The 26859-nt window shown below is 73.7% G+C and carries 23 protein-coding genes; 8 read left to right on the top strand and 15 right to left on the bottom strand.

The genetic code is table 11. The annotated features are described in order from the left end of the window. Genes AQJ64_RS28625 through AQJ64_RS28615 form a run of 3 tightly spaced genes read right to left on the bottom strand, consistent with a single transcriptional unit; the run spans position 1 to position 3993 of the window. Positions 1 to 1146: an ABC transporter ATP-binding protein gene (locus AQJ64_RS28625; protein ID WP_206189744.1), complete on the bottom strand. Its 1146-nt coding sequence runs from the start codon at positions 1144 to 1146 to the stop codon at positions 1 to 3. 5 nt (positions 1147 to 1151) lie between these two features. Next, on the bottom strand, positions 1152 to 2387 hold the full coding sequence (locus tag AQJ64_RS28620) for an ABC transporter substrate-binding protein (protein WP_055635009.1): 1236 nt from the start codon (positions 2385 to 2387) through the stop codon (positions 1152 to 1154). A gap of 52 nt (positions 2388 to 2439) precedes the next feature. Next, positions 2440 to 3993, bottom strand: a complete 1554-nt coding sequence (locus AQJ64_RS28615) for a gamma-aminobutyraldehyde dehydrogenase (protein ID WP_055635008.1) — start codon at positions 3991 to 3993, stop codon at positions 2440 to 2442. A 211-nt stretch (positions 3994 to 4204) separates the two neighbouring features. Between AQJ64_RS28615 and AQJ64_RS28610 the strand changes: the two genes are divergently transcribed. Then, complete coding sequence (locus AQJ64_RS28610) at positions 4205 to 4762, top strand: riboflavin biosynthesis intermediates N-glycosidase (protein WP_059203128.1); 558 nt, start codon at positions 4205 to 4207, stop codon at positions 4760 to 4762. A 43-nt stretch (positions 4763 to 4805) separates the two neighbouring features. On the opposite strand, the gene AQJ64_RS51150 is transcribed toward AQJ64_RS28610, so the two are convergent. Then, positions 4806 to 5711, bottom strand: a complete 906-nt coding sequence (locus AQJ64_RS51150) for a DUF4190 domain-containing protein (protein WP_244902695.1) — start codon at positions 5709 to 5711, stop codon at positions 4806 to 4808. 265 nt (positions 5712 to 5976) lie between these two features. Between AQJ64_RS51150 and AQJ64_RS28600 the strand changes: the two genes are divergently transcribed. Both AQJ64_RS28600 and AQJ64_RS28595 read left to right on the top strand, forming a co-directional pair. Then, entirely contained in the window at positions 5977 to 7083 is a 1107-nt protein-coding gene (locus AQJ64_RS28600; protein WP_398687555.1) for an adenosine deaminase, read from the top strand. 33 nt (positions 7084 to 7116) lie between these two features. After that, complete coding sequence (locus AQJ64_RS28595; RefSeq protein ID WP_055638181.1) at positions 7117 to 7815, top strand: glycerophosphodiester phosphodiesterase; 699 nt, start codon at positions 7117 to 7119, stop codon at positions 7813 to 7815. Here AQJ64_RS28595 and AQJ64_RS28590 read toward each other — a convergent pair. Next, positions 7800 to 8393, bottom strand: coding sequence for an NADPH-dependent F420 reductase (locus AQJ64_RS28590; RefSeq protein ID WP_055638180.1), 594 nt, complete (start codon positions 8391 to 8393; stop codon positions 7800 to 7802). The genes AQJ64_RS28595 and AQJ64_RS28590 overlap by 16 nt on opposite strands. Before the next feature lie 80 nt (positions 8394 to 8473). Here AQJ64_RS28590 and AQJ64_RS28585 point away from each other — a divergent pair, with 80 nt between their 5' ends. After that, positions 8474 to 8839, top strand: a complete 366-nt coding sequence (locus AQJ64_RS28585; RefSeq protein ID WP_055638179.1) for a winged helix-turn-helix transcriptional regulator — start codon at positions 8474 to 8476, stop codon at positions 8837 to 8839. On the opposite strand, the gene AQJ64_RS28580 is transcribed toward AQJ64_RS28585, so the two are convergent. After that, the gene (locus tag AQJ64_RS28580; protein ID WP_059203110.1) at positions 8815 to 10524 is read right to left on the bottom strand and encodes an RNA polymerase sigma factor; all 1710 of its coding nucleotides are present in this window, start codon (positions 10522 to 10524) and stop codon (positions 8815 to 8817) included. The two genes, AQJ64_RS28585 and AQJ64_RS28580, sit on opposite strands and share 25 nt — an antisense overlap. A 274-nt stretch (positions 10525 to 10798) precedes the next feature. Here AQJ64_RS28580 and AQJ64_RS28575 point away from each other — a divergent pair, with 274 nt between their 5' ends. Then, on the top strand, positions 10799 to 11947 hold the full coding sequence (locus AQJ64_RS28575) for a serine hydrolase domain-containing protein (RefSeq protein WP_055638585.1): 1149 nt from the start codon (positions 10799 to 10801) through the stop codon (positions 11945 to 11947). A 248-nt stretch (positions 11948 to 12195) separates the two neighbouring features. Here AQJ64_RS28575 and AQJ64_RS28570 read toward each other — a convergent pair whose 3' ends face one another. Next, the gene (locus AQJ64_RS28570) at positions 12196 to 17994 is read right to left on the bottom strand and encodes a WD40 domain-containing protein (protein WP_059203109.1); all 5799 of its coding nucleotides are present in this window, start codon (positions 17992 to 17994) and stop codon (positions 12196 to 12198) included. A 92-nt stretch (positions 17995 to 18086) separates the two neighbouring features. Here AQJ64_RS28570 and AQJ64_RS28565 point away from each other — a divergent pair, with 92 nt between their 5' ends. Continuing rightward, on the top strand, positions 18087 to 19385 hold the full coding sequence (locus AQJ64_RS28565) for an ArsB/NhaD family transporter (protein ID WP_240513021.1): 1299 nt from the start codon (positions 18087 to 18089) through the stop codon (positions 19383 to 19385). Here the strand turns inward: AQJ64_RS28565 and AQJ64_RS28560 are convergent. The 7 genes from AQJ64_RS28560 to AQJ64_RS28530 form a co-directional block, all read right to left on the bottom strand. Further along, positions 19339 to 20223: an inositol monophosphatase family protein gene (locus AQJ64_RS28560; RefSeq protein WP_059203108.1), complete on the bottom strand. Its 885-nt coding sequence runs from the start codon at positions 20221 to 20223 to the stop codon at positions 19339 to 19341. The genes AQJ64_RS28565 and AQJ64_RS28560 overlap by 47 nt on opposite strands. Further along, a complete protein-coding gene (locus tag AQJ64_RS28555; RefSeq protein ID WP_055637827.1) occupies positions 20195 to 20857 on the bottom strand; it encodes a hypothetical protein in 663 nt (220 codons plus the stop codon). Before AQJ64_RS28555 ends, AQJ64_RS28560 begins: the two co-directional genes overlap by 29 nt. Positions 20858 to 20888: 31 nt before the next feature. Then, on the bottom strand, positions 20889 to 21848 hold the full coding sequence (locus AQJ64_RS28550; RefSeq protein WP_240512908.1) for a hypothetical protein: 960 nt from the start codon (positions 21846 to 21848) through the stop codon (positions 20889 to 20891). A gap of 77 nt (positions 21849 to 21925) precedes the next feature. Then, positions 21926 to 22453 carry an RAD23 family protein gene (locus tag AQJ64_RS28545; RefSeq protein ID WP_244902694.1) on the bottom strand — a complete coding sequence of 176 codons (528 nt, stop codon included), beginning with the start codon at positions 22451 to 22453 and terminating at the stop codon, positions 21926 to 21928. Continuing rightward, positions 22437 to 22943, bottom strand: coding sequence for an RNA polymerase sigma factor (locus AQJ64_RS28540; protein WP_059203107.1), 507 nt, complete (start codon positions 22941 to 22943; stop codon positions 22437 to 22439). The genes AQJ64_RS28545 and AQJ64_RS28540 overlap by 17 nt, the downstream gene beginning before the upstream one ends. Continuing rightward, positions 22940 to 23581, bottom strand: coding sequence for a class F sortase (locus tag AQJ64_RS28535; protein WP_059203106.1), 642 nt, complete (start codon positions 23579 to 23581; stop codon positions 22940 to 22942). Before AQJ64_RS28535 ends, AQJ64_RS28540 begins: the two co-directional genes overlap by 4 nt. Next, positions 23578 to 23940, bottom strand: a complete 363-nt coding sequence (locus AQJ64_RS28530; RefSeq protein ID WP_059203124.1) for a hypothetical protein — start codon at positions 23938 to 23940, stop codon at positions 23578 to 23580. Before AQJ64_RS28530 ends, AQJ64_RS28535 begins: the two co-directional genes overlap by 4 nt. 134 nt (positions 23941 to 24074) lie before the next feature. Between AQJ64_RS28530 and AQJ64_RS28525 the strand changes: the two genes are divergently transcribed. Together AQJ64_RS28525 and AQJ64_RS28520 are read left to right on the top strand one after the other, a co-directional pair. Next, positions 24075 to 25205 carry a substrate-binding domain-containing protein gene (locus tag AQJ64_RS28525; protein ID WP_059203105.1) on the top strand — a complete coding sequence of 377 codons (1131 nt, stop codon included), beginning with the start codon at positions 24075 to 24077 and terminating at the stop codon, positions 25203 to 25205. 54 nt (positions 25206 to 25259) lie between these two features. Next, a complete protein-coding gene (locus AQJ64_RS28520; protein ID WP_059203104.1) occupies positions 25260 to 25925 on the top strand; it encodes a YceI family protein in 666 nt (221 codons plus the stop codon). A gap of 33 nt (positions 25926 to 25958) precedes the next feature. On the opposite strand, the gene AQJ64_RS28515 is transcribed toward AQJ64_RS28520, so the two are convergent. Continuing rightward, positions 25959 to 26756, bottom strand: a complete 798-nt coding sequence (locus AQJ64_RS28515) for an IclR family transcriptional regulator domain-containing protein (RefSeq protein ID WP_055637453.1) — start codon at positions 26754 to 26756, stop codon at positions 25959 to 25961. Positions 26757 to 26859 lie beyond the last annotated feature (103 nt).

Below are 26859 nucleotides of genomic sequence, written 5' to 3'. Positions count from 1 at the left end.
TCAGACCGCCGCCTGTTCGTCGATGCCGGCGTCGATGTCCTGGGCGGCGTCCAGACCGAAGGTGTGGACGGGGCTCCAGTGCAGGACGACGTCGGCGCCGGGGGTCAGACGGGGGTCCCGCTCGATGTTCTGGGCGTAGACCTCGAACTCGGGGCAGACCTGGCTGTCGATGACGTACTGGGTGGAGACGCCGATGAACGAGGAGTGGGCGATCCTCCCGGTGATGCGGTTGCGGCCCTCGGGGATCTCGCCCGCGTCGTCGGCGTGGGTGAGGGAGATCTTCTCCGGGCGGACGCCGACCAGGACCTTGCCGCCCGCCGTCGTGGGCGCCGAACATCGCGCCTCGGGCAGGACGAGCTTGCCGCCGCCCGCCCGCAGCACGATGTCGTCGCCGTTCTTGGTGTCGACCTCGGCCTCGATGAGGTTGGAGGTGCCGAGGAAGTTGGCGACGAACGTGGTCTGCGGGTTCTCGTAGAGGTCGGTGGGCGAGCCGAGCTGCTCGACGCGGCCCGCGTTCATCACGGCGACCGTGTCGGCCATCGTCATGGCCTCCTCCTGGTCGTGCGTGACGTGCACGAAGGTGATGCCGACCTCGGTCTGGATGCGCTTGAGCTCCAGCTGCATCTGGCGGCGCAGCTTGAGGTCGAGCGCGCCGAGGGGCTCGTCGAGGAGGAGCACCTTGGGGTGGTTGATGAGGGCGCGGGCGACGGCGACGCGCTGCTGCTGGCCGCCGGAGAGCTGGTGGGGCTTCTTGCGGGCCTGCTCGCCGAGCTGGACCAGTTCCAGCATGTCCTCGACCTGCTTCTTCACGGACTTGATGCCGCGTCGGCGCAGTCCGAAGGCGACGTTCTCGAAGATGTCGAGGTGCGGGAAGAGGGCGTAGGACTGGAAGACGGTGTTCACCGGGCGCTTGTACGGCGGCAGGGCGGTGACGTCCTGGTCGCCGAGGTGGACGGTGCCGGAGGAGGGTTCCTCCAGCCCGGCGATCATGCGCAGGGTGGTGGTCTTGCCGCAGCCGGAGGCGCCGAGCAGGGCGAAGAACGAGCCCTGCGGGACGGTCAGGTCGAGCGGGTGCACGGCGGTGAAGGCGCCGTAGGTCTTGCCGATGCCGGAGAGGCGGACGTCGCCGCTGCTGTCCGTTGTCATGATCGTCACGCCCCTGTGAGCTTCGCGAACTTCTGCTGATAGGCCGTCTCTTCCTTCGAGCTCAGGGAGCGGAAGGCGTGGGACTTGGCCTGCGTGGCCTTGTCGGGAAGGATCAGCGGGTTGTCCGCCGCCGACTTGTCGATCTTGGCGAGGTACGGCCCCACGTCCGCGACCGGACTGACGTAGTTGATGTACGCGGCGAGTTCGGCGGCCGGCCCGGGCTCGTAGTAGTAGTCGATGAGCCGCTCGGCGTTCGTCTTGTGGCGCGCCTTGTTGGGGATCAGCATGTTGTCGGTCGACGTCATGTAGCCGCTGTCCGGGATGATGTAGGCGACGTCCGGGTTGTCGGCCTGGAGCTGCACGATGTCGCCGCCCCAGGCGACACAGGCCGCCAGGTCGCCCTTGCTGAGGTCGGACGTGTAGTCGTTGCCGGTGAAGCGGCGGATCTGGCCCTTGTCGACGGCCTTCTGGAGCCGGGCGATGACCGCGTCGTAGTCGTCGTCGGTGAACTTCGCCGGGTCCAGGCCCATGTCGAGCATGGTCATGCCGACGGTGTCGCGCATCTCGGTCAGCAGGCCGACCCGGCCCTTGAGCGCCGGGTTGTCGAGCAGGTCGGAGACCGACTTCACCTCGACGCCGTCGAGGGCCTTCTTGTTGAAGGCGACGACCGTCGAGATGCCCTGCCAGGGGTAGGAGTAGGCGCGGCCGGGGTCCCAGTCGGGCCTGCGGAACTGCTCCGAGAGGTTGGCGAAGGCGTGTGGCAGGTTGGACGCGTCCAGTTTCTGGACGTATCCGAGCCGGATCATGCGGGCGGCCAGCCAGTCGGTGAGGACGATGAGGTCGCGTCCGGTGTCCTGGCCGGCGGCGAGCTGCGGCTGGATCTTGCCGAAGAACTCGTCGTTGTCGTTGATGTCCTCGGTGTACTTGACCGAGATGCCGGTCCGTTTGCGGAACGCGTCCAGCGTCGGACGGTGTTTCCCGCTGTCGTCGACGTCGATGTACTCGGGCCAGTTGGAGAAGTTGACGACCTTCTCCTGCTCGGAGTAGTCGTCGGCGGAGACGCCGCCCTGGCTCTTGCCGGCCGCGGGGATGCCGCAGGCGCTCAGCGCCCCGACGCCGCCCACCGCGAGCGCGCCGCCCATCAGTGACCGGCGGGTCATGGCCGCCCGGCCACTGCGGAGACTGCGCCGCACGGCGGCCAGTTCGACCGGGGTCGGACGGTCGGGCTCGTACTGCCTCATGCGCTTGATGCCCTTTCGGGAAGCCGGCCGCGGCGGGCGGCCGGGGCTGTGACTATCGGTCCCCGAAGATCGTGCGGTGCCAGGGCTTCCGGGCCACCGCCGTGTTATCGAACATAACGTGCTTGATCTGTGTGTACTCGTCGAACGAATACGCTGACATGTCCTTGCCGAAGCCGGAGGCCTTGTAGCCGCCGTGCGGCATCTCGCTGATGATCGGGATGTGGTCGTTGATCCACACGCATCCGGCCTTGATCTCGCGTGTCGCGCGGTTGGCCCGGAACACGTCCCGGGTCCACGCGGAGGCGGCGAGCCCGTACGGGGTGTCGTTGGCGAGCCGGATGCCCTCGTCGTCGGTGTCGAACGGCAGGACGACCAGCACCGGGCCGAAGATCTCGGACTGGACGACCTCGCTGTCCTGGGCGGCGTCCGCGACGAGCGTGGGACGGTAGTACGCGCCGTCCTTCAGCTCCCCCTGGTCGCCCTGCGGGGCCTCGCCGCCGGTCACCACACGCGCGTAGGCACGCGCCCGCTCCACGATCGCGGCGACGCGGTCGCGCTGGACGCGGGAGACGAGCGGGCCGATGTCCGTGCCGGGCGCGAACGGGTCGCCGACCCGGACGTCCGCCATGAGGGCGGCGGTCGCCTCGACGAACGCCTCGTAGAGGGGCCGCTGCACGTACGCGCGCGTGGCGGCCGTGCAGTCCTGGCCGGTGTTGATGAGCGCGCCCGCGACGGCGCCGTGGACGGCGGCCTCCGGGTCGGCGTCGTCGAAGACCACGAAGGGCGCCTTGCCGCCGAGCTCCAGATGGAGGCGCTTGACGGTGGCGGTGGCGATCTCGGCGACGCGCTTGCCGACGGCGGTGGAGCCGGTGAAGGAGGTCATGGCCACGTCGGGGTGGCCCACGAGGTGCTCGCCGGCCTCCTTCCCCGTCCCCGTGACGATGTTGATCACACCGTCGGGGAGGCCCGCGTCGGTCGCCGCCTGCGCGAAGAGCAGTGAGGTCAGCGGGGTCAGCTCGGCGGGCTTCAGGACGATCGTGTTGCCCGCGGCGATCGCCGGGAGGATCTTCCAGGCGGCCATCTGGAGGGGGTAGTTCCAGGGGGCGATGGAGCCGACGACACCGATGGGCTCACGGCGGACGTACGAGGTGTGGTCGCCGGAGTACTCCCCGGCGGCCTGCCCCTGGAGGTGGCGGGCGGCGCCCGCGAAGAAGGCCGTGTTGTCGATCGTCCCCGGCACGTCGAACTCGCGCGTCAGCTTCAGCGGCTTGCCGCACTGGAGCGACTCGGCACGGGCGAATTCCTCGGCCCGGTCGGCGAGGACGGCGGCGAGGCGGTGCAGGGCGTCCGAGCGCTCGCCGGGCGTGGCGCCCGACCAGCCGGGGAAGGCCGCGCGGGCGGCGGCGACGGCCGCGTCCACGTCGGCGGCGGAGGCCAGCTCGTACGTGTACACCTCCTCGCCGGTGGCCGGGTCGATCACGGCGTGGGTGCGGCCCGAGGTGCCCCGGGTGAAGCGGCCCGCGATGTATTGAGCGCCGTCCGCGAAACGTTCCCGCGCGGGGAACCTGTCGGTGGTGTCCGGGGTGGCGGTGCCCGGGTTCTGCATGTCGCTCTCCTCCGCCTTCGCCCCGCCTTGCGCGGGGGCCGGTGGCGTAGCTCCAGCCTGATTTGAGTGCCGATCCTGACAGAGCTATGCCACTCCAACAAGTGATTCCGTTGTTGCCTTTTGGTTACGCGACGGAATCTGTCGACCAGGTGTCGAGTCGGGACGGAAAAGGCGGGACGCACTGTCAGTGGTGCCTGCCATGCTGGCGTGCATGGAGACGATCGATGGCCTGGACACCCTGGTCAGGGAGGTCCGGGCGGGGGCGAGGATCAAGTACCTGCACTTCTGGGGACACCGGCCGCGGCCGGACGGGCGGCTGGGTTCGAGCTGTCTGAGCCAGTGGTGGCCGTCACCCTTCGTGAGGGACGGGGTGACCTATGCGACGGCCGAGCACTGGATGATGGCGGAGAAGGCCCGTCTGTTCGGTGACGCGGAGGCGGAGCGGCGGGCACTGGCCGCCTCGCACCCGTCCCAGGCGAAGAAGGCGGGCCGGCTGGTGCGCGGCTTCGACGAGGCGACCTGGCAGCGCGAGCGGTTCCGGATCGTCGTCGAGGGCAGCGTCAACAAGTTCCGCTCCGCACCTGAGCTGACCGGCTTCCTGCTCGGCACCGGCGACCGCGTCCTCGTGGAGGCGAGCCCCGTGGACCGCGTCTGGGGCATCGGCCTGACGGCCGACGACGAGGCGGCGGCCGACCCGGAACGCTGGCGGGGACCGAACCTGCTCGGCTTCGCGCTGATGGCGGCGCGGAGGCGGTTGCGGGAGGAGTGAGCGGTGAGGGGTGACGGGCCGGTGGGCCTCCGGCGGGCGCGCCCTAGACCGGGATCATGAAGGCCAGGGTGCCCAGGCCCGCTCCGAGGATGATGCCGGCGATGCCCAGGATGATGCCGGCCAGGGCCTGGCCCGGGTTGGTGGCCTCGCCCCGGCTCGCCTTGCGGCGGCCGATCGCGCCGAAGATCACGCCGAGGATGCCGACGACGATCGCCACCGGCCACAGGCAGAAGATCACGGCCGAGGTGATGCCCAGCACCATCCCGGTGACGCCGATGCCGTTGCTCTCGACGGGGGGCACGCCCGGCCAGTGGTAGCCGACCTGGGCCGGGGAGGGGTGGCCGTAGGCCCCGGGGTAGCCGTACGGCACCTGGCCGGGGCCGTCCGGGGAGATCGGCGGCGGGGGCACCGCACCGGTGGGGGCGAGGGGCGGCGGGACGGGCCCCGGCGGCGGACCGGCCGCCGGCGTGGCCGGATCCGGCGGCGGGAAGGAGGCGAAGGCACCGTCAGGCTGCGGGGAAACGGGGGCGGCCCAGAGCTGCGGGGCGGCGCCGTTCACCGAGGTGAAGGCGCTCCCCGAGGTCCGGGCCATCACCTCGGCCGCCGAGGGCCCGGACGGCGGCGGGGGCTCGTGCGACACCACCGTGTGGCCGGGGCCCGCCTCGGCGTCGTCAGCGGGGAGAGGGGGCAGGGGCGAGGGGTCGGGGGCGGAGCCCTCCGCCAGCGGCACCTCGACCGACCGCACCTCGACCGACCGCACCTCCTCCGACCGCACCTCCTCCGACCGCACCTCCTCCGACGGCATCCCGTCCGCCCGGGTCCGCTCCGGTCCCTTGTCCAGCGGCACCCCGAAAGTCGCGCCCCCGTGACCGGCCCGCTCGGCGGAGGCAGGTGCCGGCCATGTGTCGCGACCGGCGTCACCGGCCGAAGTCGGCGCGTCGTCGGACATGCACGGGATCCCCTCTGTCGAACGTTCCGTCATGCTACGGCCCGAGCCACCGCCCCGAGGGCCCGGCCGGAAAGCCGGCAGGCCACCGCCCACGCACCCCATGCCCGTCGCCCCGGCCCGGTCGCCCTTCCCCCGCCCTCCCCCGCCCTCCCCCGCACTCGGCCGCACTCCCCGCCTACGATGATCCTGACTCACCGATCAGCCGATCACCCGCGTCCCGTCCGGCCCCTCTCACGGCCGGGGACGCCGTCCCGGGGAGGACCCCTTGACCGACCGCCTCGACGCCTCCGCCGCAGCCGCCGCGTCCGGCACCCCCACCGGCCCCACCGCGCACGCCGGGGCCCGCGATCTGCACGCGTTCATCGCCGGGCTGCCCAAGGCCGAACTGCACGTCCACCACGTCGGCTCCGCCTCCCCCCGGATCGTCGCCGAACTGGCCGCCCGGCACCCCGACTCCACGGTGCCCACCGACCCCGAGGCCCTGGCCGACTACTTCACCTTCACGGACTTCGCCCACTTCATCGACGTGTACCTGTCCGTCGTGGACCTCATCCGCACCCCGGAGGACGTCCGGCTGCTGACGTACGAGGTGGCCCGGGACCTGGCCCGCCAGCAGGTGCGGTACGCCGAGCTGACCATCACGCCGTACTCCTCGACCCGGCGCGGCATCGACGAGCGGGCCTTCATGGACGCGATCGAGGACGCCCGCAAGGCGGCCGAGGCGGAGTTCGGGACGGTGCTGCGGTGGTGCTTCGACATTCCCGGTGAGGCGGGGCTGGAGTCCGCCGAGGTGACCGCGCGGCTGGCCACCGACGACCGGGTGCGGCCGGAGGGGCTGATCTCCTTCGGTCTCGGCGGGCCCGAGATCGGCGTACCGCGCCCGCAGTTCAAGCCCTACTTCGACCGGGCGATCGCCGCGGGCCTCCGGTCCGTGCCGCACGCCGGTGAGACGACCGGCCCGGAGACCGTGTGGGACGCGCTCACCCACCTGCGCGCCGAGCGCATCGGGCACGGCACCAGCTCGGCCCGGGACGAGAAGCTCCTCGCGCACCTCGCCGAGCACCGCATCGCGCTGGAGGTGTGCCCCACCTCCAACATCGCCACGCGCGCGGTGCGCACCCTCGACGATCACCCGGTCAAGGAGTTCGTGCGGGCCGGTGTCCTGGTCACGATCAACTCCGACGACCCGCCGATGTTCGGCACCGACCTGAACAACGAGTACGCCGTCGCCGCCCGGCTGCTGGGCCTCGACGAGCGGGGCGTGGCGGACCTCGCGAAGAACGCGGTCGAGGCGTCCTTCCTGGACGCGCCCGGCAAGGCGCGCATCGACGCCGAGATCGACACGTACACCGCCGCGTGGCTGTCCGCCTGAACCGCGGACATCCGCCCCGGACACAATGGGCCCATGCAGACGCTGACTGCCGTGGCCCATCGCGGCGCCCCCTACCGCTTCCGTGAGAACACGCTCGGCTCACTGCGTGCCGCGCTCGCCCTGGGCGCGGACGCCGTCGAGTTCGACGTACGCCTCACCCGGGACGGTGTGCCCGTGCTGCTGCACGACGAGACGCTGAAGCGGCTGTGGGCGCTGGACCGGCCGCTGCGGTCGCTGTCGGCGGCCGAGGTGCGCGGGCTGACGGACGGCGGGGTGCCCACCCTCGCGGAGGCGCTCGCGGCGACCGGGGACGGCCGGGTGATGATCGATCTGCCGGGGACCCGGGACGTACGGCAGGCGCGGCGGGTCGTGGACGCCGTGCGCGAGGCGGGGGCGGCCGACCGCGCCTACTACTGTGCGGGCGCCGAGGAGATGCTCGCCGTCCGCGCGGCCGACCCGGCCGCCGAGATCGCCCTGACCCGCACCAGTCTGGCGCCCACGCGCCCGGTCCTGCTCGACGCGGTCAAGCCGCGCTGGCTGAACTACCGTTTCTCCCTCGTCGACCGGGCCCTGGCCGACCGCGTCCACCGCGGCGGCCACCTGCTCTCCGTGTGGACCCCGGACACCCGCCGCTCGATGCGCCGGCTGATCGCCCTGGGCGTCGACTCGATCACCACCAATCGCATCGACGTCCTGACCGCCCTCAGGGACGCCCGTCAGCCCATGGCGTAGGCCGGCGGCGGCGAGATCGCCTGGGCGTCCGCGCCCTCGCCCAGCCAGAGCCGGATCAGCAGCGCCGCCGTCGCCTCCAGCAGTCCGGCCCGGTCGAGGCCGCCCGCGTCCAGCGGTACGCAGCCCAGGTCGCGCACGAGGCGCCGTACGACGGACAGGGCCGCCTCCTCGTCCCCGCACAGCGGGACCGCGAGGGGGCGGCCGTCGAAGACGGGCGGGGTCAGGCGCCAGACGCCGACGTGGCAGAGGTTGAAGCCCTTCACCACGTGGGCGTCCGGCGCGGCGGCCGCGATGCGTTCGGCGGCCGCCGGGCCGCCGGCGGTGAGCAGGCCGAAGTCGGGGCCCACCGGGTTGGTGCAGTCGATCAGCACCCGGCCGCGCAGCACGTCGGCGAGCCCGCCGGCCACGTCCACCGCGGCCTCGTAGGGCACGGCGAGCAGCACGGCGTCCGCGCCGTGCTCCGCCGCCCGGCGCAGTCCTCCCGGGCGGCCGCCGGTCACCACCTCGTGCCCGGCCCGCCGCCACTGTGTGCCGAGCGCGTCCGCCATGCCGCCCGTGCCGAGAATTCCCACGCGCATGAAGCCTCCTCCGGTGCGAGCCCCTGCTGTCGCAGGGATCCGGTACGACAGTAGGAAGCCGCTGGGGCACCATTCGGTACGTGACCGCCGACCAGGACTTCCTCGCCGACTGCCGGACCCGGCTCGCCTTCGACCTCGTCGCCCACACCTGGGACCCGGTGGTGGTCTGGGCCCTGAAGGACGGCCCGAGGCGCCCCACCGAACTGCTCGCGCACATCGGCGGCATCAGCCAGAAGGTGCTGACCGGGACGCTGCGCCGGCTGGAGTTCAACGGGCTGGTGGCGCGGCGGTCCTACGGCGGGTCGCCGCCCCGGGTCGAGTACGCGCTCACCGGCCTGGGGCGGACGCTGCTCGCCCCGATCGAGGCGTTCGGCGCCTGGGCGCACGACCACGGCGACGAGGTGCTGGACGCGCAGGACCGCTACGCCGGGACGCGCGAGGCCTGAGGGACCGTCGCCGGGTCGGCCGGGGTGTCCCGGGTGACGTACTGCGGGACCGGGGTGTCGTCGCCGCCGGTGTCGCGGACCAGTCCGTAGCGCCCCGCGCCCGCGGGCGGGCCGGTGAGGATGTCCTTCTCCACGGCGTCCCAGGTGCTGGGGAAGACGCTCACGCCGTAGTCGGCGCCGCGTTCGTTCACGGTGAGGGTGACGCTGCCGTCGACGTAGAAGTACTCGTTCTGCCACATCTGCTGGGTGCCGGCGGGCAGGACGGCGTAGCCGGTGGCGGCGCTGCCCATGCCGGTGGCGGTGGTGTCGGTGGCGCTCGTCGGGTCGTCCATGCGGCGGCCGCCGCCCGAGGCCACGTGGAACAGCCTGCCCTCGAGGCCGGTCCAGGCGGGCGGGACCAGGCTGCCGGCCCGGTACTGCGGCGAGATCTGCCAGCGCACCAGGACATAGCCCTGTCCGCTGAGGGTGACCGCGTCCCCGCGGTGGTTCATGACGGCGTGCGCGCCGCCGGTGCTGGTGATGCCGGACTCGGGCCGGTGCGGCAGGGCGCCGGGCGGGGTGTCGGGGTCCGGCGCGGTGTCCACGGCGTCGACGACACTGCCGTACACCGCCTTCTTCTTCGTCGCGGACGGGGACGGGGACGGCGAGGGGGACGCCGACGGCGAGGCGGCCGGGGCGGGCGGGCGCGGCGGCTCGGCGGTGGTGCTCGCCGCCGTGGGGACGGCGGCGGTGCGCGGGGGCGGGTCGTCGGGCGTCTGTACGGCGACGTAGACGCCGCCCGCCGCGAGGGTGGCGCCGGCCGTCATCGCGACGGCGGGCTTGGTGAGCGCGCCCAGCACCTTCGCGGACCAGCCGACGGAGGCGGAGCCCGCCGCGGCCACCGCGCTCTTGCCGCCGAGGCCGAGGGAGAGCGTGAAGCCGACCGGGACGGGGACCAGCGCGATGCCGACGAGCAGCCGTTCCGCCGGTACGACGTTCTCGCGGGTGTCCCCGCAGTAGCCGCAGCCCCTGATGTGCCGGGCGAGGCGTTTGCGCCAGACCGAGTCGGGGCGGCCGCTGAAGCGGGCGGTCACCTCGCGCAGGTCGGGGCAGGCTCCGTCGAGGGCGCGCACGATGCCCCGGGAGACCTCCAGGCGTTCCTTCACCCGCTGGACGCGTACGGCGGCGTGCTGCCGGCTGATGCCGACGGCGGCGGCGAGTTCACGGCGGGTGAGTTCACCGGCGACCTCCAGCCACCACAGGGACAGCAGCTGCCGGTCCTCGTCGTCGAGCCACCGCACCGCCTCCGCGACCTCACGCCGCTGGCCCTCCAGCTGGAGCCTGAGCACGGTGAGTTCGGCGAAGTCGGCGGCTCCCTCGGGGGCCGTGCTCTCGTCGAGGCGGGTGGCGGTCCTGCGGCGCGCCCGGTCGCGGATCTGGCGCATGGCGATGGCCACCAGCCAGGAGCGGAAGCTGTCGGGGTCGCGCAGGGAGCCGAGGTTGCCGACGGCGCGCAGCATGGTCTCCTGGACGACGTCGTCGACGTCGGCGTGGCCGTTCAGGGCCCGGCCGACGATGTTGTAGACCAGCGGCAGCCAGCCCGCGACCAGTTCGTCCAGCGCCTGCCGGTCACCGGCCTGCGCGGCGGTGATGGTGGCCCGCCAGTGCCGACCGGCCTCGGCACCGGCGTCGGCGTACGTCCTCATGCCCGCACCCTCTCAGCCGGGACCCCGCTGTTGGCAAGGTCGGAGATCACACCGAGGGGACGGCCGAACCGGCGACGGGATAACACTTTTTTCGGCACCCCTAGGGGTCGACCCCCCACGCCACCCCCACAACTCCCCTATTCCTAAAGGCAGTTGCTCCGGGTGCGGTCAGGGGCGGGTGCCCTCCCCGGTGAGGATCCGGTTCCGTGCGCCCCGCCGGAGGATCATCACGAACCCTCCGGTCACCAGCCCCTTTCCTCCTTGGAGTCCCCGCATGCGCGCTCGTCGCCGCACGACCGTCCTCGCCGCCTCCCTCGCGCTGGCCCTCGCGGCGGCCGGACCGCTGGCCGCCGCCCCCGTCTTCGCCGCACCCTCGGCCCGGCCGGCGAGCACGCTCGACGAACAGGCCCTCGCCGCCGCGGTCTCCGGCCTCCCCGACGCCGACGCGACCGCCGCCCTCGTCCGGGTCGGCGGCACGGACGGCACCTGGCGCGGCAGCGCGGGCGTGCACGACCTGGAGAGCGGCACGGCGGCGGACCCGGACGGCCGGTTCCGGGCCGGGTCGACGACGAAGGTGGTGACGGCGGCGGCGGTGCTGCGGCTGGCGGCCGAGGGGAAGGTCGATCTGGACCGGTCGATCCAGCGCTATCTGCCGGGCCTGCTCGGCAGGCAGTTCCGGCCGGTCACGGTACGGCAGCTGCTCAACCACACCAGCGGCATCCCGGCCGGGGACGGCCTCGGCGAGACCTTCGAGGAGGTGTACGCGCACCGTTTCGACACCCTCACCCCGCAGCAGGTGGCGGCGTCGGCGGGGGCGAAGCAGCCCGAGTTCTGCCCGGGGAGGAAGCAGCACTACCTCAACATCAACTACACGTTCCTCGGGCTGCTGATCGAGAAGGTGACCGGGCGGTCGTACGCCTCCGAGGCGACGCGGCTGGTGCTGGCGCCGGCCGGGATGCGGGACACCTACTTCCCCGGTACCGATCCGCGTATCCTCGGCCCGCACAACCTCGGCTACCAGGCGGTGGAGAAGGCCGACGGGACGACGGAGTTCCTGGACGTCACCGAGTGGAACCAGGCGGACCGGTTCGCGGCCGGGGACATGATCTCCACGACCGCCGACCTGGAGCGGCTGCTCACCGCCCTCTTCAAGGGCCGGATCGTGCCCGAGCCGCAGCTCCGGGAGATGTTCACGGTCCCGGCGGACATCCCCGGCGCCGCCTACAGCGCGGGGCTCACACGGTACGAACTCGGCGGGCGGGTCTACTGGTTCAAGTCGGGCGGCCGCTACGGCTCCAGCGCGGCGATCGCCGCCACCCGTGACCTCGGCCGCACCCTCGTCTACTCGGTCAACTCGACGGACGCGAAGAGCGAGGACGCCAACCCGGTCGTCGGCCGGATCATCATGGCCGCGCTCTCCTAGTGCCGCGGCAGGCAACGTCTGCCCGTCAAGGAGCGGCGTCCGGTGCGTGCTCTCGGCGTGCCGGCCGGAAGTCCTCGTACTGGACGTACTTGGGCTTTCGGTCGGTGCGGCGAGAGTGCGTGCCGGGCGTCGCGACGGGGCGAACGTTGCCTGCCGCGGCACTAGCCCCCACCGCCTCTTCCTGGGCTTCCGGGCGGACGGGACCGTGCACACGGCGGCCTTCACCGTGCGCACCACGCACCAGGGCTCTACCTCAGCGGATCCTCCGGCGCCACGTTCCGCACCCCCGGCAGATGCCCGTCCAGCTCCCCCGGCTCGAAGCGGCACATGCCGACCGCGTGCCAGAACTCGCCGGTGACGTCCCCCTCGTACTTGTAGCCGCCGGAGGGCGCCAGCGCGGCCCAGCCGCCGGGCAGACCGACCAGGGTGGCGCGCAGGGCCGCCGGGCCGTCGGCCGGGACCTCCCACAGCCGGACCGTGCCGTCCTCGCCGCCGCTGGCCAGCAGGGAGCCGTCGGGGCTGAAGGCGACCGCCAGGACACGTCCGGTGTGGCCGCTCAGCGCGGCCTTCGCGCGCCCGGTGTGGGCGTCCCACAGGCGGACCGTGCGGTCGTCGCCGGCCGTCGCGAGGAGCGGGCGCAACGGGTGCGCGGCGGCCGTCCACAGCTTGCCGGTGTGGGCCGACAGCCGGTGCACGGCCACCCCGTCCCGCCAGATCACGGCGTCCCCGTCCCAGGAGGCACTGGCGAGCCAGGAGCCGTCGGTGGCGAAGGCCACCGCGTACACCCGGTCGGTGTGGCCGTCGAGGACGGCGGTGACCCGCTGCTCGTCCAGATGCCAGACGCGCACCCGGCGGTCGTCGCAGCCGGTGGCGAGGACCTGCCCGTCGGGCCGGAAGGCGATGGAGCGGACCCGGCCGAAGTGCTCCCCGATGGTGACGACATGGGCGCCGGTGGCCCGGTACCAGAGGCGGACGGTGTCGTCGTCGTTGGCGGTGGCGAGGAGGTCGCCGTCGGGGCTGAACGCCTCGGCCCAGACGTGGTCGGTCTCCACGTCCATCTCGCGCTGGTACTCGCCCGTCGAGGCGTTCCACAGATACATGTCGCCGTCGCTGCTCGCGGTGGCGAGGAGGCTGCCGCCCGGGCTGAACACGGCCGAGACCAGGCGGTCGCTCTGGCCGGTCAGCTCCCGCAGCCGCTGCCCGGTGCCGGAGTCCCACAGCCGGATCACGCCGTCGTTGCCGCCCGCCGCCAGTATCGAGCCGTCGGAGCTGAAGGAGAGCGTGCCGATCCGCCGCCCGTGGCCGCGCAGGATGCGCCGGCCCTGGCTGGTGGCGGGGTCGTGGAGCCGGACGACCCCGTCGTTGCCGCCGGTCACGAGAAGGGCGCCGGTGTCCGGGGCGGGGGCGTCGCCGTGCGGGCGGAACTTGCAGACCCAGACCGAGCCGCGGTGCTCGGCGGGCTGCCGGGTGAGCGGCACCGCCACCGGGTCGGCGTCGGGCTCGACCCGCCAGAGCCGGACCACGCCCTGGCTGTCCCCGGCGGCGAGCAGGGTGCCGTCCGGGGAGAAGAGCACCTGGTAGACGGCGCCCCGGCAGCCGCCGAGCAGTCCGGCGCCCCTCCCCTCGACCAGGTCCCACAGCCGTACCTCCCCCTCGGTGTCGCCGCTCACCAGGTAGCGGCCGCCGGGGTGGAAGTCGAGGGTGTAGACGCGGCCGGTGTGCCCGCTGAACTCGTGCCGCAGGCCGCGGTCGGCGGCGTTCCAGATCCGGACCGTGCCGTTGTGCCGCTCGTCGCCGCGGTCGCCGGTGGCCAGCAGGGTGCCGTCCGGGCTGTACCGCGCCCGGTACACCGCGCTCTGGTGGCCCGGGAGTTCCCCGATCCACCGCCCGGTCGCGAGGTCCCACAGCCGTACGGAGGTGGAGGCGTCCCCGGTGACCAGGGTGGCGCCGCCCGGGTCGAAGGCCACGGTGTAGACGGGTGCGGAGTGGCCGGGCAGCCGGTGCAGCGGGGTGCCCGAGGCGGTGTCCCAGACGGTGACCACGCCCTCGGCGTCCCCGGTGGCCAGCAGGGAGCCGCCGGCGTCCAGGGCGACGGGCCACACCCCGCGCGGATGGATGTCCAGCAGATGCAGACAGCGCCCGGAGACCGGGTCCCACAGGCGCACGGTCCCGTCGGCGCTGCCGGTGGCGAGGACCCGCTCACGGAACTTGACGGCGTAGACGCGGTCGGTGTGGCCCTCCAGGGTGCGCAGGGCGGTGCCGGTGGCGGCGTCGCAGACCAGCACCCCGCCGTCCTCGGCGCCCACGGCGAGGAGTTCGCCGTCGGGGCTGTAGGAGATCGGTTCGGGCAGCCGGCTGGTGCGCATGTCGAAGCCGTAGGGCACGCCCACCGCGGAGGGCCGGAAGCCGGAGTCGACGGCCATGCCGGGGGCCAGGGCGGCGGCGGCCAGTTCGGGCGCGCGCAGCAGCCGCGGGTCGGTGGTGGCGGCGACCAGGGCGGCGCGCTGCCAGCGGCCGCGCTCGACCCGGGCGCCGGTGAGGTCGGTGCGGATCAGCCGGGCCCGGCGCAGGTCGGCGCCGCGCAGATCGGCGTCGGAGAGATCGGCGCCGTCGAGCCGGGCGCCGGTCAGCCGGGCGTCGCGCAGGACCGCGCCGGCCAGGTTGGCGCCGACCAGCCGGGCGTCGGTGAGGTCGGCGCGGGTGAGGTCGACGCCGGAGAAGTCGCGGTAGGAGAGGTCCTCCCCGGCGAGCGCGGCCCCGCGCAGATCGGTGTGGGCGGGCACCCGCAGCCGGGAGAGGATCTTCACCGCGTTGGCGCGGGCCACCTCGTCCTCGTCGCCGTCGAGGGTGCGCTCGGCCCACTCCTGGCAGGCGCGGTGGTCGGCGAGGTCGCACAGGAACTCCACGGCGAGCTGGCTGAGCCGGCGCCGGGCGAGCAGGGCACTGTCCCCGCCGACGAGGCGGTTCGCGCACTCCCGGGCGATGAGCCACTCCACGACCGAGCCGTGGATGAACCGGAACACCCCGTCCTCGCTGCGCACCAGCAGACTGCCGGAGCCGACGGCGTGCGCGGCCTGTCCCGGGGAGAGCCGGCTGGCGGCGAGTCCGGTGAGGGTCTCGGCCACATCGGTCAGCTCGTCGAGCCGCAGCGACTCCTGTCCGGTCTGCCACAGTCTCAGGGCGAGTGCGGTGACCGCGGCCCAGAGCTGGTCGATGCCGAGTCCGGGGGCGCGGCCGGGACCGCCCGTGGCGCGCTGCTCCTCGAAGGTCAGCCAGGCGGTGAGGACCTCCTGGTAGAGCCCGGCGGGGCTGAGGGCGCGGCCGGCTCCGGCGACCGCGCGCAGTTGGTCGTCGTCGAGGTCGGCGACGAAGCCGAGGAGGCGGGGGTTGCGGCACAGGGCGAGCAGATCGGGGATGGCGTCGAGCAGCCGGACCCGGCGGTCGGCGGCGCGCTCGTCGCCGTCGTAGCGGTTGACCAGGTAGGCGCGGATCTGCTGCGGGGTGAACTCCTGGACGGCGAGGACACGGCGGTGCGGGAGCATGCCGACCCGCTCGCCGAGGGCGGTGAGGACCTGGCCCTGGGAGCGGAAGTGCTGGGTGCGGCTGCTGACGACGATCTTGGCGCTGTCCACGGCCGAGTCCAGCAGCACCTGGAGGCGTTCGGCGGCCCGGTCGTAGGTGACGCGGGTGACGAGTTCGTCGAAGCCGTCGAAGAGCAGCACGATCCGGCCCTGCTGGAGCATGTAGCGGAAGGCCCGCAGGTCGATGTTGTCGACGCCGTGCGCGGCGAGGTGGGCGGCGACCAGCCCCTCGAAGGAGTAGGCGCGGTCGAGGGCGTTCAGCTCCACCAGGAGCGGGACGAGGTGCGGCAGTTCGGCGGGGACACGGCGGGCCAGCTCGCGCAGCGCGAACGTCTTGCCGTGGCCGAAGTCGCCGAGCAGCAACAGGAAGCGGCCCTGGTCGGAGTCGAGGAGGCGGAGCATGGCGTCGACCAGTCCGTCCCGGTCCTCGGCGTCGAGCCGCTCGATCTCGCGGTACCGCTGCGGGAGGTACATGCCCGGGGGGTAGCGGGGGTCGGTGCGCAGGCGTTCGCTCTGGGCGCCGACGTAGGCGCGCAGGTCGAGCAGACCCTGGAACTCGGTGAAGCTGCGCACCCGGACGCCTCTGCGGCGGGCCAGGTCTCTGAGCTCACGGGCGGGCGGGGGTCCGTCGTGGACGAGTTCGGCCTCGGTCTCGGAGTCGGCGGCGTGCACCAGGGCGACGACCCGGTCGACGTCCTGGGCGGTGGGGGTGCCGGTGTGGACGGCGACGCGCTGCTGGCGGACGAAGCCCGACTGGGTCCAGGTGACGAGGAGCTGGGGCACGGGTCCGTCGACCGGGCGGATCTGGGCGCCCTCGTGCCGGGTGCGGCAGACCTCGGCGACCCGGGCGAGCAGCACCTCGGCCGGGGACTGCACGGCGCGGGGCTCGGGGTCGGGGGCGCGGGCCGCCTCCGGATCGGGGGCGGTGGGGTCGGCGGGGCCGAAGGCGCGGTGGGCGCGGCGCCATTCGACCCGGTCCTGCCGGGGTTCGCCGGGGCCGGGCCAGGTCGCGAGTCCGTCGCGGCCGATGCGCAGCAGCTGGTGCCGGGCGGGTCCGGCGTTGCCCAGCAGGGGCAGTTCGCCGGTGGTGGTGGTCAGCAGCGGGCGGGCGCCGGGTCCGGCCGGGCCGTGCAGCAGCAGATGGAGGCGGGGTGCGGTGAGGCGGGCGAGGACGTCGGTGTCGCGCAGCGGGCCGGAGCCGTTGCGGGCGGCGGTGCGCAGGACGCCCTGCGGGGTGGTGCCGGGGGCGTGGCGCAGGGCGCCGATCCGCAGCCAGCCGGCCTGTTCGTACGGCCGGAGGGCCTGGGCGAACCAGGCGGCCTGCTCGCGGCCGACCATGCCGTACTGGTCGTCCAGCCGGTGGCTGTACGCCATGGAGGAGTTGAGGCCGGCGACGACGGTGTGCAGTTCGGGTACCGGGAACAGGGTCCAGGGCTGGTCGCTGTCGAAGACGACGTCGAGCCCTTGGTAGAGCTCCCGGAAGACGCGGGCGAAGTGCCTCCACTTGGGCCAGTAGGGCGGCCGGGGCGGCATCTCGTCGGCCTCGCAGGTGCTGAAGTAGGCGCGGCAGGCGGCCTGGTTGACGTCGTGGCCGCCGGGGACGAGGGCGACGCGGTGCGGTTCGAGGCCGAGCAGGGCGCGCAGTCCGGTGAGGAAGGCGAGCGCCTGGTCGAACTCGCGGGGGCTGCCGGAGGCGGTGAGGTCGCCGGTGACGACCAGCAGGTCCGGGGAGGGTGCCCCGGTGTCGGTGAGCTCGACGAGGTCGCCCCAGATCGCCGCCTGGAGTTCGGCCGGGTCCTGGCCGCGCCCGAAGACCGGTCCGGCCAGGTGCAGCACGGTGACCGCCTCGCGGACCGCCGGGTCGGCACCGGTGCGGGGGTAGGCGGGCGGGGCCGGGGGCCGGCGCCGGCCGGCCCAGCCGAGGCCGCCGAGCGGCCGGCCCGGCGGGGGTGCGACCGGCACGGCCGGCGCGGGCGGCACGGGCTGTCCCTCGCCGGGGTAGCCGGGCCGCAGACTGGGGCGGGCCCGTCCGTCGAGGGCCTGCCGGACCCGGGTGAGCAGCAGTTCGCGGGCGGTGGCCGGATCCGTCACCGGGACGAGGTCGACGTAGGTGATGGTGGCGAGCAGCCCCTCGACGGGGATGTCCTCGACGCGGACGGTGATCAGCCGCCGCTCGGGCATGTCCGGGTCGGCGCGCAGGGCGGCCTGCCACTCCATCCGGCCGTACCTCGACCGCTCGTAGTTCCGGGAGAGGACGGCGATGACGGCCGCGGACTCGCTCACCCCCCGGTCCATGAAGTCCACGAAGTTCGTGCCCGGCACGAAGTCCCAGGCCTGGAGGACGGTGCGGTAGCCGGCCTCCTCCAGGGTCCAGGCGATCCAGGACGCCCAGCGCTCGTCGGCGGGCGAGTAACTGACGAAGAAGTCCAACGGCCCGGTGTTCCCGCTCATCTGACGGTCCCCCATATATTCATGATGCAATGGACGAGCGTCGTTTTGGACTGATTTCGCGCCAACCACCTGGTCACGTGGGAGCACATCTGTGCGACCCTTCCCCCGTGTCTGTCTTACGGCGTCTGCATGTACTGGACCGGGTGGCGATCGGTCTGCTCGCGGCCGGCCTGCTCTGCGTGGCCTCGGGGTTGCTGCCGGCGGCCGACGCGGGGGACGCGATGCGCCGGATCGCCCCGCTGCTGGCGTTCCTCGGCACGGTGATCGTGCTGGCCGAACTGACCAGCAGGGCCGAGGTGTTCGACGTGGTGGCGGCGAGGGTGGCCCGGGCGGGCCGGGGCAGTTACCCCCTCCTCTTCCTCCTCTGCGTGGCCTTCGCCTCGGTCACGACGATCTCGCTCAACCTGGACACCACGGCGGTGCTCCTGACGCCCGTGATGCTGGCGCTGGCCGGCCGGGTCGGCATCGCGGCGGTGCCGCTGGCGATGACGACGGTGTGGCTGGCCAACACGGCGAGCCTGCTGCTGCCCGTCTCCAATCTGACGAACCTGCTGGCCGCGGACCGGGTGGCGCTGTCCCCGCTGGGCCTCGCCGGCCGGATGTGGGCCCCGCAGCTGGCGGCGATCGCCGTGACGATGGCCTGCCTGTGGGGCTTCTTCTGGCGCCGGGACAGGCGTGCACCGGCGGCGAAGGGCCGCCCGGGCGACGGCCCCGGGGCGGCCCGCGCGGAGGAACTGCGCACCGGCGCGGGGCGGGCTCAGGCGTCGCGGGCATCCGGGCCGGGGCGCGTCGACCGGTATGTGCCGCCCGGGGTGCACCGGCCCGCCGACCCCGTCGTGTTCCGGGCCTGTGCGCTGGCCTGCGGGGGTTTTCTGCTGGCCATCCTGGTCGCGGACGTGGAGCTGTGGGTGGCGTCGGCGACGGCCGCCGCAGTGGCCGTGGTGGCGTTCTCGGCGCGGGAGCGGAAGGCGCTGCGCTGGTCGCTGGTGCCGTGGCGGCTGCTGGTGATGGTGCCCGGGATGTTCCTGGTGGTGGAGACGGTCAACGCCCACGGTCTGCACGCGCTGCTGTCGTCGGCGGTCGGCCACGACGGTGGCGTCCTGGGTCTGTTCCGCGCGGCGGCGGTCGGCGCCGGGCTGTCGAACGTCCTCAACAACCTGCCCGTCTATCTGGCCGGCGAGGGCGCGGTCCCGGTGGGCAACCACGACCAGCTCCTCGCCCTGCTGATCGGCACCAACGCGGGTCCGGTGATCACCCCGTGGGCCTCCCTGGCGACCCTGCTCTGGTACGAGCGGTGCGTCGCGTACGGCGTACGGGTGCCGGTGGCCCGGCTGATGGGCACGGGCGCGGTGCTGGCGGTCAGCGCGGTCGCGGCGTCGGTGACAGCGCTGGCGCTGACGCGGTAGCCGCGCCGGTGGTGGCCACCAGGTCCAGCAGCCGGGGCAGCAGTTCGGGGCGGGCGGCGACGAAGGAGCGGTCGGTGTCGGGTCCGGTGAAGGACGCCGGGAAGTCGCGGCCGTCCAGGTGGCGCAGGGTCACCCCGGCCTCGCGGGCGAGCAGGGCACCGGCCGGGAGGTCGATCGCCTCGGCGCGGTAGCCGACGAAGCCGTCGATGTCGCCGCGGGCGAGCATGGCCCAGGCGGCCAGGGGCGCCCAGAGCTGGAGCAGCCGTCGGGAGCGCAGTTCCAGGGTGTGGCGCAGGGTGCGGGCGGTGGGGTCGTCGCGGCGGACCGCGTGCCCCTGGGTCCAGGCGAGGAGGGGTCCGGCGGGGCCGGCCGGGCGGGGGGCGGGGGTGAGCCGGCCGGCCGGGCCGTGGGTGCCGGCGCCGTGCACGGCCGACCAGGTCCGGCCGGTGAGCGGCTCGTGCACCACCCCGACCACCGGCAGCGCGTCGACGCACAGCGCGATCCCGACGACGTAGACGGGCAGCCCGATCACCACGTTGTTGCTGCCGTCGAGGGGGTCCACGAGCCAGGTCCGGCTGCCTCCGTCCCCGGCCGCCGCGGCTCCCGTCTCCTCCGCGAGGATCCGGTCATGGGGGAAGTCCTCGCGGATCCGGTCCACCACCAGGCGTTCGGCCAGCAGGTCGAGATCGGTGACGACATCGCCGCTCCCGCCCTTGGGGCGGGCCGCGAAGCCGTCCGGGAAGCGGGAGCGCAGCAGGGCGCCCGCGGCCTCGGCGGCCGCCACCGCCGTACGGCACTCCGGGTCGAGGTCAGCCGACGGACGGGGGTTCGGGCTCATGGATCCTCCTGAGCACGGCCTGGGCGATCCGGGCGGTCTGGGCCGCGTCGCACATCCTGCGGACCACCCGGTGCCCCGGGGCCCGCAGCGGGCCCAGGGAGAGGTCCGCCCGGCCGGGCAGTGTCCGTCCCAGCACCAGGGTGGCGGTCGGACGGCCGTCCGGTACCACGGTGGTGTGGAACTCACCCGCCGGAAGGGCGTAGGTCTGGCCCCGGGAGCTGGTCTGGCCGGGGCCCGGCACACAGCGCACCAGCCGTCTGGTGGGCCGCAGTTCGTCCACGCCGGTGGGGCGGCTGAGCACCTCGAAGACCCGGTGGGTGGGGTCCGCGGCCTCCTCGGCCACCCCCATCCGCCGGTTGTCCAGCCGGCCGTACAGCACGGTGCTGATCAGGTCCCAGCTGTGCGAGTGCACCTGGTGGTCGGTCAGGATCGGGTCCGTCGGTCCGAAGACATGGACGCAGACGCCGTCGGCTCCGTCCCGCAGGACGGGCAGACAGACGAACCCCAGTGGATGGCGCACCGCGCGCAGCACGCGGTGGCCGGTCACGACCTGTCGCAGTTCCGATGCGGCGTGCCGCACCAGCTCGGCGGACTCACCCCGCCGGGCGGCCCGTTCCAGGGCCGGGTAGTCCATGGTCTCCCCCCAGGGCCGGAGTCGGACGCGCTCAGCTGCGGTAGGGGTCCTCGGCGTGCAGTGCCTTGTCGACGACCTCGCCGACGTCACGGTCGGTGAAGTGGGTCGGCAGGGGCACCCCGAGCCGGTCCATCAGGCGTCTGACCTCGTCGACGGTGGGCTCGTCGCTCAGCTCGGTCGCCTCCCGCAGATCGAGCTTGACGCCCTGCTCGCGGCTCTGGTGCAACTCGGTGACGTAGTAGTCGTACAGGGGCCGGTCCCGGTCCACGCAGAGGCTGACGCGGCGCGGGTCGTCCTGGGTGATGATCAGACAGGTGTCGGAGAGGTCGAAGCGCAGTGCCGGGGCCACGGAGCTCAGGTGCACGTCGATCTCCAGGGTGTCCAGCCGCTGCCGGTGCCAGACGGCGGCCAGGACGGTGGCGTACGACTCCTTGCGGGTGCGTTCGGTGGTCCAGCCGCCGGCGGTGTCGTGGCCGAAGGTGCGCCGGAAGCGGGCGTAGGCCTCGCAGACCCGGTCGTCGGCCGGGTTGACGATGTCGATCTTCATGCTGAGGGCGCGGCGCTGCCGCTGGGCCTCCAGGACGCACTGGGGCAGGGTGACGGCCCGCAGATAGGTGCCGGTGCCGCCCTTGAACACCCAGCGGGCGGTGGAGCGGCGGGCCTGTTCGTGGGCGAGGGTCACCTCGGGTCCGGCCAGGGAGCGCACCATGGCCAGGTCCTCGATCGCCCGGCCGGTCGCGGCGGTGGCGGCCCGGATGTCGGCCATCCGCCGTCGGCGCTCGGTCAGCGAGCCGAACACGAGGGCGGCCAGCACGAGCAGGATGGATCCGGTGACGACGTTGTTGTCCCGGTCGAAGGCCTGGCCGGTGATGTCCAGCAGCCCGACGGTCAGGGCGACCCCGATGGCGACGACCCCGTCCGCGTTGCGGACGGCCCAGGCGATCGAGTCCTCCAGCCGGCGTCCCGGCGGCTGCGGTTGGCTGCGCGACACGTCCCCCACCCTCCCCCGACGGCGACTTCCAGGGTAGGAGCAGTGAGGGGGTCACGGCTACGGCGTGTGAATCGGCCTCAACGGCGCGTACTCGACGCCGAGGGCGTGCTGGAGGGCGCCTCCGCGGCGGTGGAGCGGGCGGTGCCGGGGGCAGTGGTGGGGGCGTCGCGGACCCCGCCGGTGTCGGAGGTGCGGGACGCCTTGGAGGCGGTGGGGGTGCCCGGCCGCTCGGTCGGCGAGGTGTCCGGGGCGACGGAGGGGACCGGGCTGGCCGAAGGGTCCGGTCCGGTGGAGGGGTCCGGTCCGGTGGAGGGGCTGCTCGCCGGGGCCGGGGCGAGCGGGACGGTGGGGCGGGCGGGCGCGTCGTGCGGGGTCAGCCGCAGCGGCAGCAGTACGGCGAGCGCGGCGACGGCGCAGGTGGCGGCGACCCCGGCGGTGGTACGCAGCAGCCGGCGGCGGGAGGCGCCCCGGCGGATCTCCTCGTAGCGGCCGGGCGGTGGGACGAGATGGCCGGCGGCGGGGCGCAGGATGACGGTGAGCGGGTCGTCGGGGTCGGGGCGGTCGAGGTCCGGGCCGTCGTCGAAGTCGTCAGCGGGTGTGATCAAGGCTTCTCCTCAAGTGGGCGCGGAGCAGTTCGCGGGCCGCGTGCAGGTCGGCCTTGACGGTTCCTTCCTTGCGCCCGGTCAGCACGGACACCTCCCGGATCGGCATGTCAGCGTAGTAGTGCAGCATGATCGGCACGCGCAGCCGGTCCGGCAGCGACTGCACGAGCAGCCGGACCGAGGGGTCGTCCGGTTCGGCGGGCGGGCGCACGGCGGCCTCGGCGGTGGCCCGGCGCACGGCCCGGCGTTCGCGTTCCAGCTTGCGCCAGTGGTCGCGGACCAGGTTGGCGGCGGTGACGTAGAGGAAGCCCTGGGGTTCCGCGACGGACGTCCAGCGGGCCCAGAGCCGGGTGAAGGCCTCCGAGGCGATCTCGTGGGCGGTCCCGTCGTCGTCGACGAGCCGGCGGCACCAGCCGGCGAGGCGGGGGTAGAGGGCGGCGAACAGGTCGGACGCCGCCCTCTCGCGCTCCCGGGAGCGGGCGGGCCGTTTCAACGTTCTCCCGCGGAGATGGTGGTGGAGTCGGAGGTCAGCGCGGCGAAGACGATCACGTTGTCGCGGTAGCCGTCCCCGCTGCGGGGACCGCCGCACGTGATGAGACGCAACTCCGGCCGGTCCACGTTCCCGTAGACGTCCTCGGTCGGGAAGTCCGCCTTGTCGACGGTCCGTACCTCGGTGACGGCGAACGCGGCCGTCGTGCCGTTCCCCAGGCGCGCCGCGATCCGGTCGCCCCGGCGCAGCCGGTCGAGGTGCCGGAAGACACCGTCGCCGTACTCGCCGACGGTGACATGGCCGAGGATCACCGACGGCCCGGTCTGTCCCGGTGTCGGCGAGTGCCCGTACCAGCCCGCCCGGTCGTGCGCCTCGACCGGCGGCACCTCCACCGTGCCGTCGGCCCGCAGTCCCAGCCGCAGCAGCGGGGTGTCGACCCCGATGGCCGGGATCCGCAGCGCGACCGGCACCGAGCGCGCGAGGGGGCGCGCGGCCTGTGCGGTGCGGGTCGGGGCGGGGGCCGAGGGCGTGCCGGGGGCGGCGGAGGCCCCGTCGGTGGTGCGGTCGGCCGGACCGCCGCAGCCCGTCAGCAGGACGGTGAGGGCCGCGGCGGCCAGGGCGCGCCTGGAGAGCGGGCTCATGCGCCGTTCGCCCTCCGGCGCCGTACGACGAGGAAGCCCGCGCCGGCCGCGGCGAACGCGGCGGCGGCCGCACCGCCGCCGATCAGCGTGCCGTGGCCCTCGGAGTCCTCCCCGACACCGGTGTCGGCGGCGCCCCTCGGCACGACGCCGACCTGACTGGGCACGGCGGAGGGGGCCTTGGTAGCTTCCCGGGCGTCACCGGCGTCACCGGCGTCCTCGGTCGCCGAGGGGACGGGGCTGGCCTCGGTCACCGCGGGGCTGCTGGGGACGGCGGACGGCGCCGTGTCGGCGAAGGCCGGGGCCGCGCCCGCCAGGAGGGCGGTGCCGACGGCCAGGGCGGCGAGGCCCGTTCGGGACATGAGTCGCATCTGTCGCTCTCTTTCGTCAGTGCGTGGACGGAACATGCGCAGAGACGAGGCGGCCCGGACCCAGGTTGTAAAGAACTGGCAAAGCGAGAAATGCTGTCTCCTTCCGACGGATGAGAGGGACGTTGATGAACGCACGTTCGGTACGCGGTGCGGTGGCGGTCGCCGCCTCCCTGTGCGCGCTGGTCGCGCTCTCCGCGTGCACCGTCCGGCCCGACGCCGGTGCCGAGGACGTGAGCGGCGCGCCCGCGCAGGCGAGGAACCTGAAGGTCGGCTGGTCCACGACCTCGCTGACCACCGCGTGGATGAGCCAGACGCTGACGACGCTCCAGGGGGACGTCGACCGGCTGAGATCGGCGGGCAAGGTGGGCTCGTTCCAGGCCTTCGACGCGGGCGACGACACCACGCTCCAGATCGCGCAGATCCGCGCCATGATCCGGCAGACGTACGACGTGATCCTGGTCGACGCCGGTTCGCCGACCGCGCTCGACCCGGTGCTGGAGGAGGCCGTCGCCGCCGGGATCACCGTGGTCGCCTTCGACTCGCTGCCGACCAGCCCCGTGGTCCTCAAGGTCGGCACCGACCAGTGGGCCTGGGGATCGATGCTGGCCGACTGGCTGGTGGACGCACTCGACGGCCGGGGCGACATCATCGCCATGACCGGCCCCGCCGGGACCACGGGCCGCGACGACCGGTGGGCGGGGGCCGCCGCCGTCTTCGCCCGCCACCCCGGGATCAGGGTCGTCGAGACCGTGCACAGCGCGAACTCCGTGGACCCCGCCGCCAGGGCCTTCGCCTCGGCGTACGCGAGGCACCCGGACGTCCGGGGTGTCTTCTCGCCGGGCGGGACGCTGTCGGCGGCCGTGCTGCGGACCCTCGTCGAGGAGGACGACAGGCTCGTCCCGGTCACCGGCGAGAACTACAACGGCTTTCTGAAGCTGTGGCGGAGCAAGCAGGCGGAAGGATTCTCCGCCCTGGCCACGGCCCAGCCCGCCTATCTCTCGGTGATCGCCCTGGAGGCGGCCGTCGCCCAGCGCGAGGGGGTCAAGGTGCCCGCGGCCATCGACGTCCCGCTCCTCGAGATCACCGACGACAACCTCGCCCGGTACGCCGAGCCCGGCGCGCCCGACGACACCTATCCGGTCGACGCCCTCCCGCAGGCCCGGATCGACCAGCTGATCGGCAGACCGGCGGGGCCGGGCCAGGGGCGAGCCGGGGTGGGTTGGGGGTGGGCCGAGGGGGTCGTGGCGAACGTGTAAGCGTTTTCTGAAGCATCTTGCGACGGTCTCCACCGTGCCGTAAGCACGTGCATCATGAACCTGTTCAACCGTGCTGCGTCCCGGCGCCGCCCGGAACCCCCCACATTCCCCCGACTCCCTTACCAGCCAACGCCGTTCACTCCGGACGGCGGGCCGGCGCCCGACCCCCGGCTGGCCGCGCTGACCGGCGAGTGGATGATCGACCCGGCGCACAGCCGGATCGGTTTCTCCGTACGCCACGCCCTGGTGACGACCGTGCGCGGCGCCTTCACCGAGTACCGCAGCCGCCTCTGGTTCGACGGGCGCGACCCGGCCCGCTCCCGCGCGGAGATCGTGCTGTCCACGGCGTCCGTCGAGACCGGTGTGCAGCAGCGCGACGCCCATCTGACCGGGCGTGACTTCCTGGACGCCACGGCCCATCCGCGGATGCGCTTCGTCAGTACGGCGGTACGGCTGACGGACGCCGACGTCTACCGCATGACCGGCGACCTCACCATCAAGGGCACCACCGGCCCCGTCGAGCTGGAGCTGACCTATCTCGGTCATGTCGTCGACGCCTTCGGGGACGAGCGGGTCGGCTTCGACGGCACGACCACCATCAACCGGTCCGAGTGGGGTCTGACGTACAACCAGCGGCTGGCCGAGGGCGGCGCGATGGTGAGCGAGAAGGTGCGGCTCCAGTTCGACATCGCCGCCCTCCGCACGATCCCCGGCGACTGAGGGACGTAAAAGGACCTAGTGCCGCGGCAGGCACTAGAGGAAGTCGGACCGGGCCAGCGTGTCGGCCGCCGCCGTGAGTTCCGCGTGGATCGCGCGCTCGCGCGGCAGCAGGTCCTGCTGTCGGCCGACCACGGACACCGCGGCCCGGATGTGTCCGCCGGCGTCCCGCACGGGCACGGCGTACTCGGTGACGCCGTGCTCGAACTCGCCGTGGGCCGCGACGACCCCCCGCACCCGGTCGCGGTCGCCCGCGGCGACGAGTTCGGCGACCGAGCGGGCGGCGTTGGGGCCGCCGACGCCGATCAGCTCGTAGTCGTCGAGGAGCGCGGTGAGTTCCTCGACGCTGTGGTCGAGGAGGAGCGCGCGGCCGGCGCCGGTGCACCAGCACGGGGTGACGAGACTCGCGCGGCCGAGCCAGTCCGGGGCGGTGCCCGCGGCGGACTCGGACCGCAGCAGCCGTACCTGCACCCCGTCGCGGACCGAGAGCCGCGCGCCGGCCCCGTGCGCGACCGCGATCCGGCGCAGGACGGGACGGCTGCGGCGCAGCAGCCCCGGGTGCAGGGACGCGGCCACCGCGAAGAACGACTCGCCGGCCCGCAGCGTCGCGTCCTCGCGGCGCTCGAGGAAGCCCTTGTCGCAGAGGTCCTGGGTGGTGCGGGAGGCCCTGCTGCGCTCGACGCCGACCTCGTCGGCGAGCCGGCTGACGTTGAAGCCGCTCCGGCCGGACGTCTCCCGGTCCAGCACCGTGCTCACCATCCGCAGGGCCATGCGCAGGGAGGAGGCCGTGGTCGGGCCCGGGGGCCGACCGGGCGCGGGGCCGTTCGTCGTCACCTCGGCACTATAGCCAGCCGCCCCAGCCCCGCGACCGGCATCGGGCCGCAGGACGAACGCCCTGCGCCCCGAGCACATCGACAGCCTTGCGCGGCGGATCGGC

Origin of the sequence: Streptomyces griseoruber (assembly GCF_001514205.1) — a bacterium.
Taxonomy (GTDB): domain Bacteria; phylum Actinomycetota; class Actinomycetes; order Streptomycetales; family Streptomycetaceae; genus Streptomyces; species Streptomyces griseoruber.
The sequence above is the reverse complement of the archived record's forward strand: the minus strand, read 5'-3'. Positions and strand labels throughout refer to the sequence as shown.

Bases quoted from the DNA above. Each gene is read 5' to 3' on its own strand.
- AQJ64_RS28560 (WP_059203108.1), bottom strand. From the start codon at position 20,223: ATGAGCCCGAACCCCCGTCCGTCGGCTGACCTCGACCCGGAGTGCCGT.
- AQJ64_RS28520 (WP_059203104.1), top strand. From the start codon at position 25,260: ATGAACCTGTTCAACCGTGCTGCGTCCCGGCGCCGCCCGGAACCCCCC.
- AQJ64_RS28595 (WP_055638181.1), top strand. From the start codon at position 7,117: ATGCAGACGCTGACTGCCGTGGCCCATCGCGGCGCCCCCTACCGCTTC.
- AQJ64_RS28535 (WP_059203106.1), bottom strand. From the start codon at position 23,581: ATGAGCCCGCTCTCCAGGCGCGCCCTGGCCGCCGCGGCCCTCACCGTC.
- AQJ64_RS28580 (WP_059203110.1), bottom strand. From the start codon at position 10,524: ATGAGGACGTACGCCGACGCCGGTGCCGAGGCCGGTCGGCACTGGCGG.
- AQJ64_RS28570 (WP_059203109.1), bottom strand. From the start codon at position 17,994: ATGGGGGACCGTCAGATGAGCGGGAACACCGGGCCGTTGGACTTCTTC.
- AQJ64_RS28575 (WP_055638585.1), top strand. From the start codon at position 10,799: ATGCGCGCTCGTCGCCGCACGACCGTCCTCGCCGCCTCCCTCGCGCTG.
- AQJ64_RS51150 (WP_244902695.1), bottom strand. From the start codon at position 5,711: ATGTCCGACGACGCGCCGACTTCGGCCGGTGACGCCGGTCGCGACACA.
- AQJ64_RS28530 (WP_059203124.1), bottom strand. From the start codon at position 23,940: ATGTCCCGAACGGGCCTCGCCGCCCTGGCCGTCGGCACCGCCCTCCTG.
- AQJ64_RS28620 (WP_055635009.1), bottom strand. From the start codon at position 2,387: ATGAGGCAGTACGAGCCCGACCGTCCGACCCCGGTCGAACTGGCCGCC.
- AQJ64_RS28590 (WP_055638180.1), bottom strand. From the start codon at position 8,393: ATGCGCGTGGGAATTCTCGGCACGGGCGGCATGGCGGACGCGCTCGGC.
- AQJ64_RS28615 (WP_055635008.1), bottom strand. From the start codon at position 3,993: ATGCAGAACCCGGGCACCGCCACCCCGGACACCACCGACAGGTTCCCC.
- AQJ64_RS28610 (WP_059203128.1), top strand. From the start codon at position 4,205: ATGGAGACGATCGATGGCCTGGACACCCTGGTCAGGGAGGTCCGGGCG.
- AQJ64_RS28555 (WP_055637827.1), bottom strand. From the start codon at position 20,857: ATGGACTACCCGGCCCTGGAACGGGCCGCCCGGCGGGGTGAGTCCGCC.
- AQJ64_RS28625 (WP_206189744.1), bottom strand. From the start codon at position 1,146: ATGACAACGGACAGCAGCGGCGACGTCCGCCTCTCCGGCATCGGCAAG.
- AQJ64_RS28525 (WP_059203105.1), top strand. From the start codon at position 24,075: ATGAACGCACGTTCGGTACGCGGTGCGGTGGCGGTCGCCGCCTCCCTG.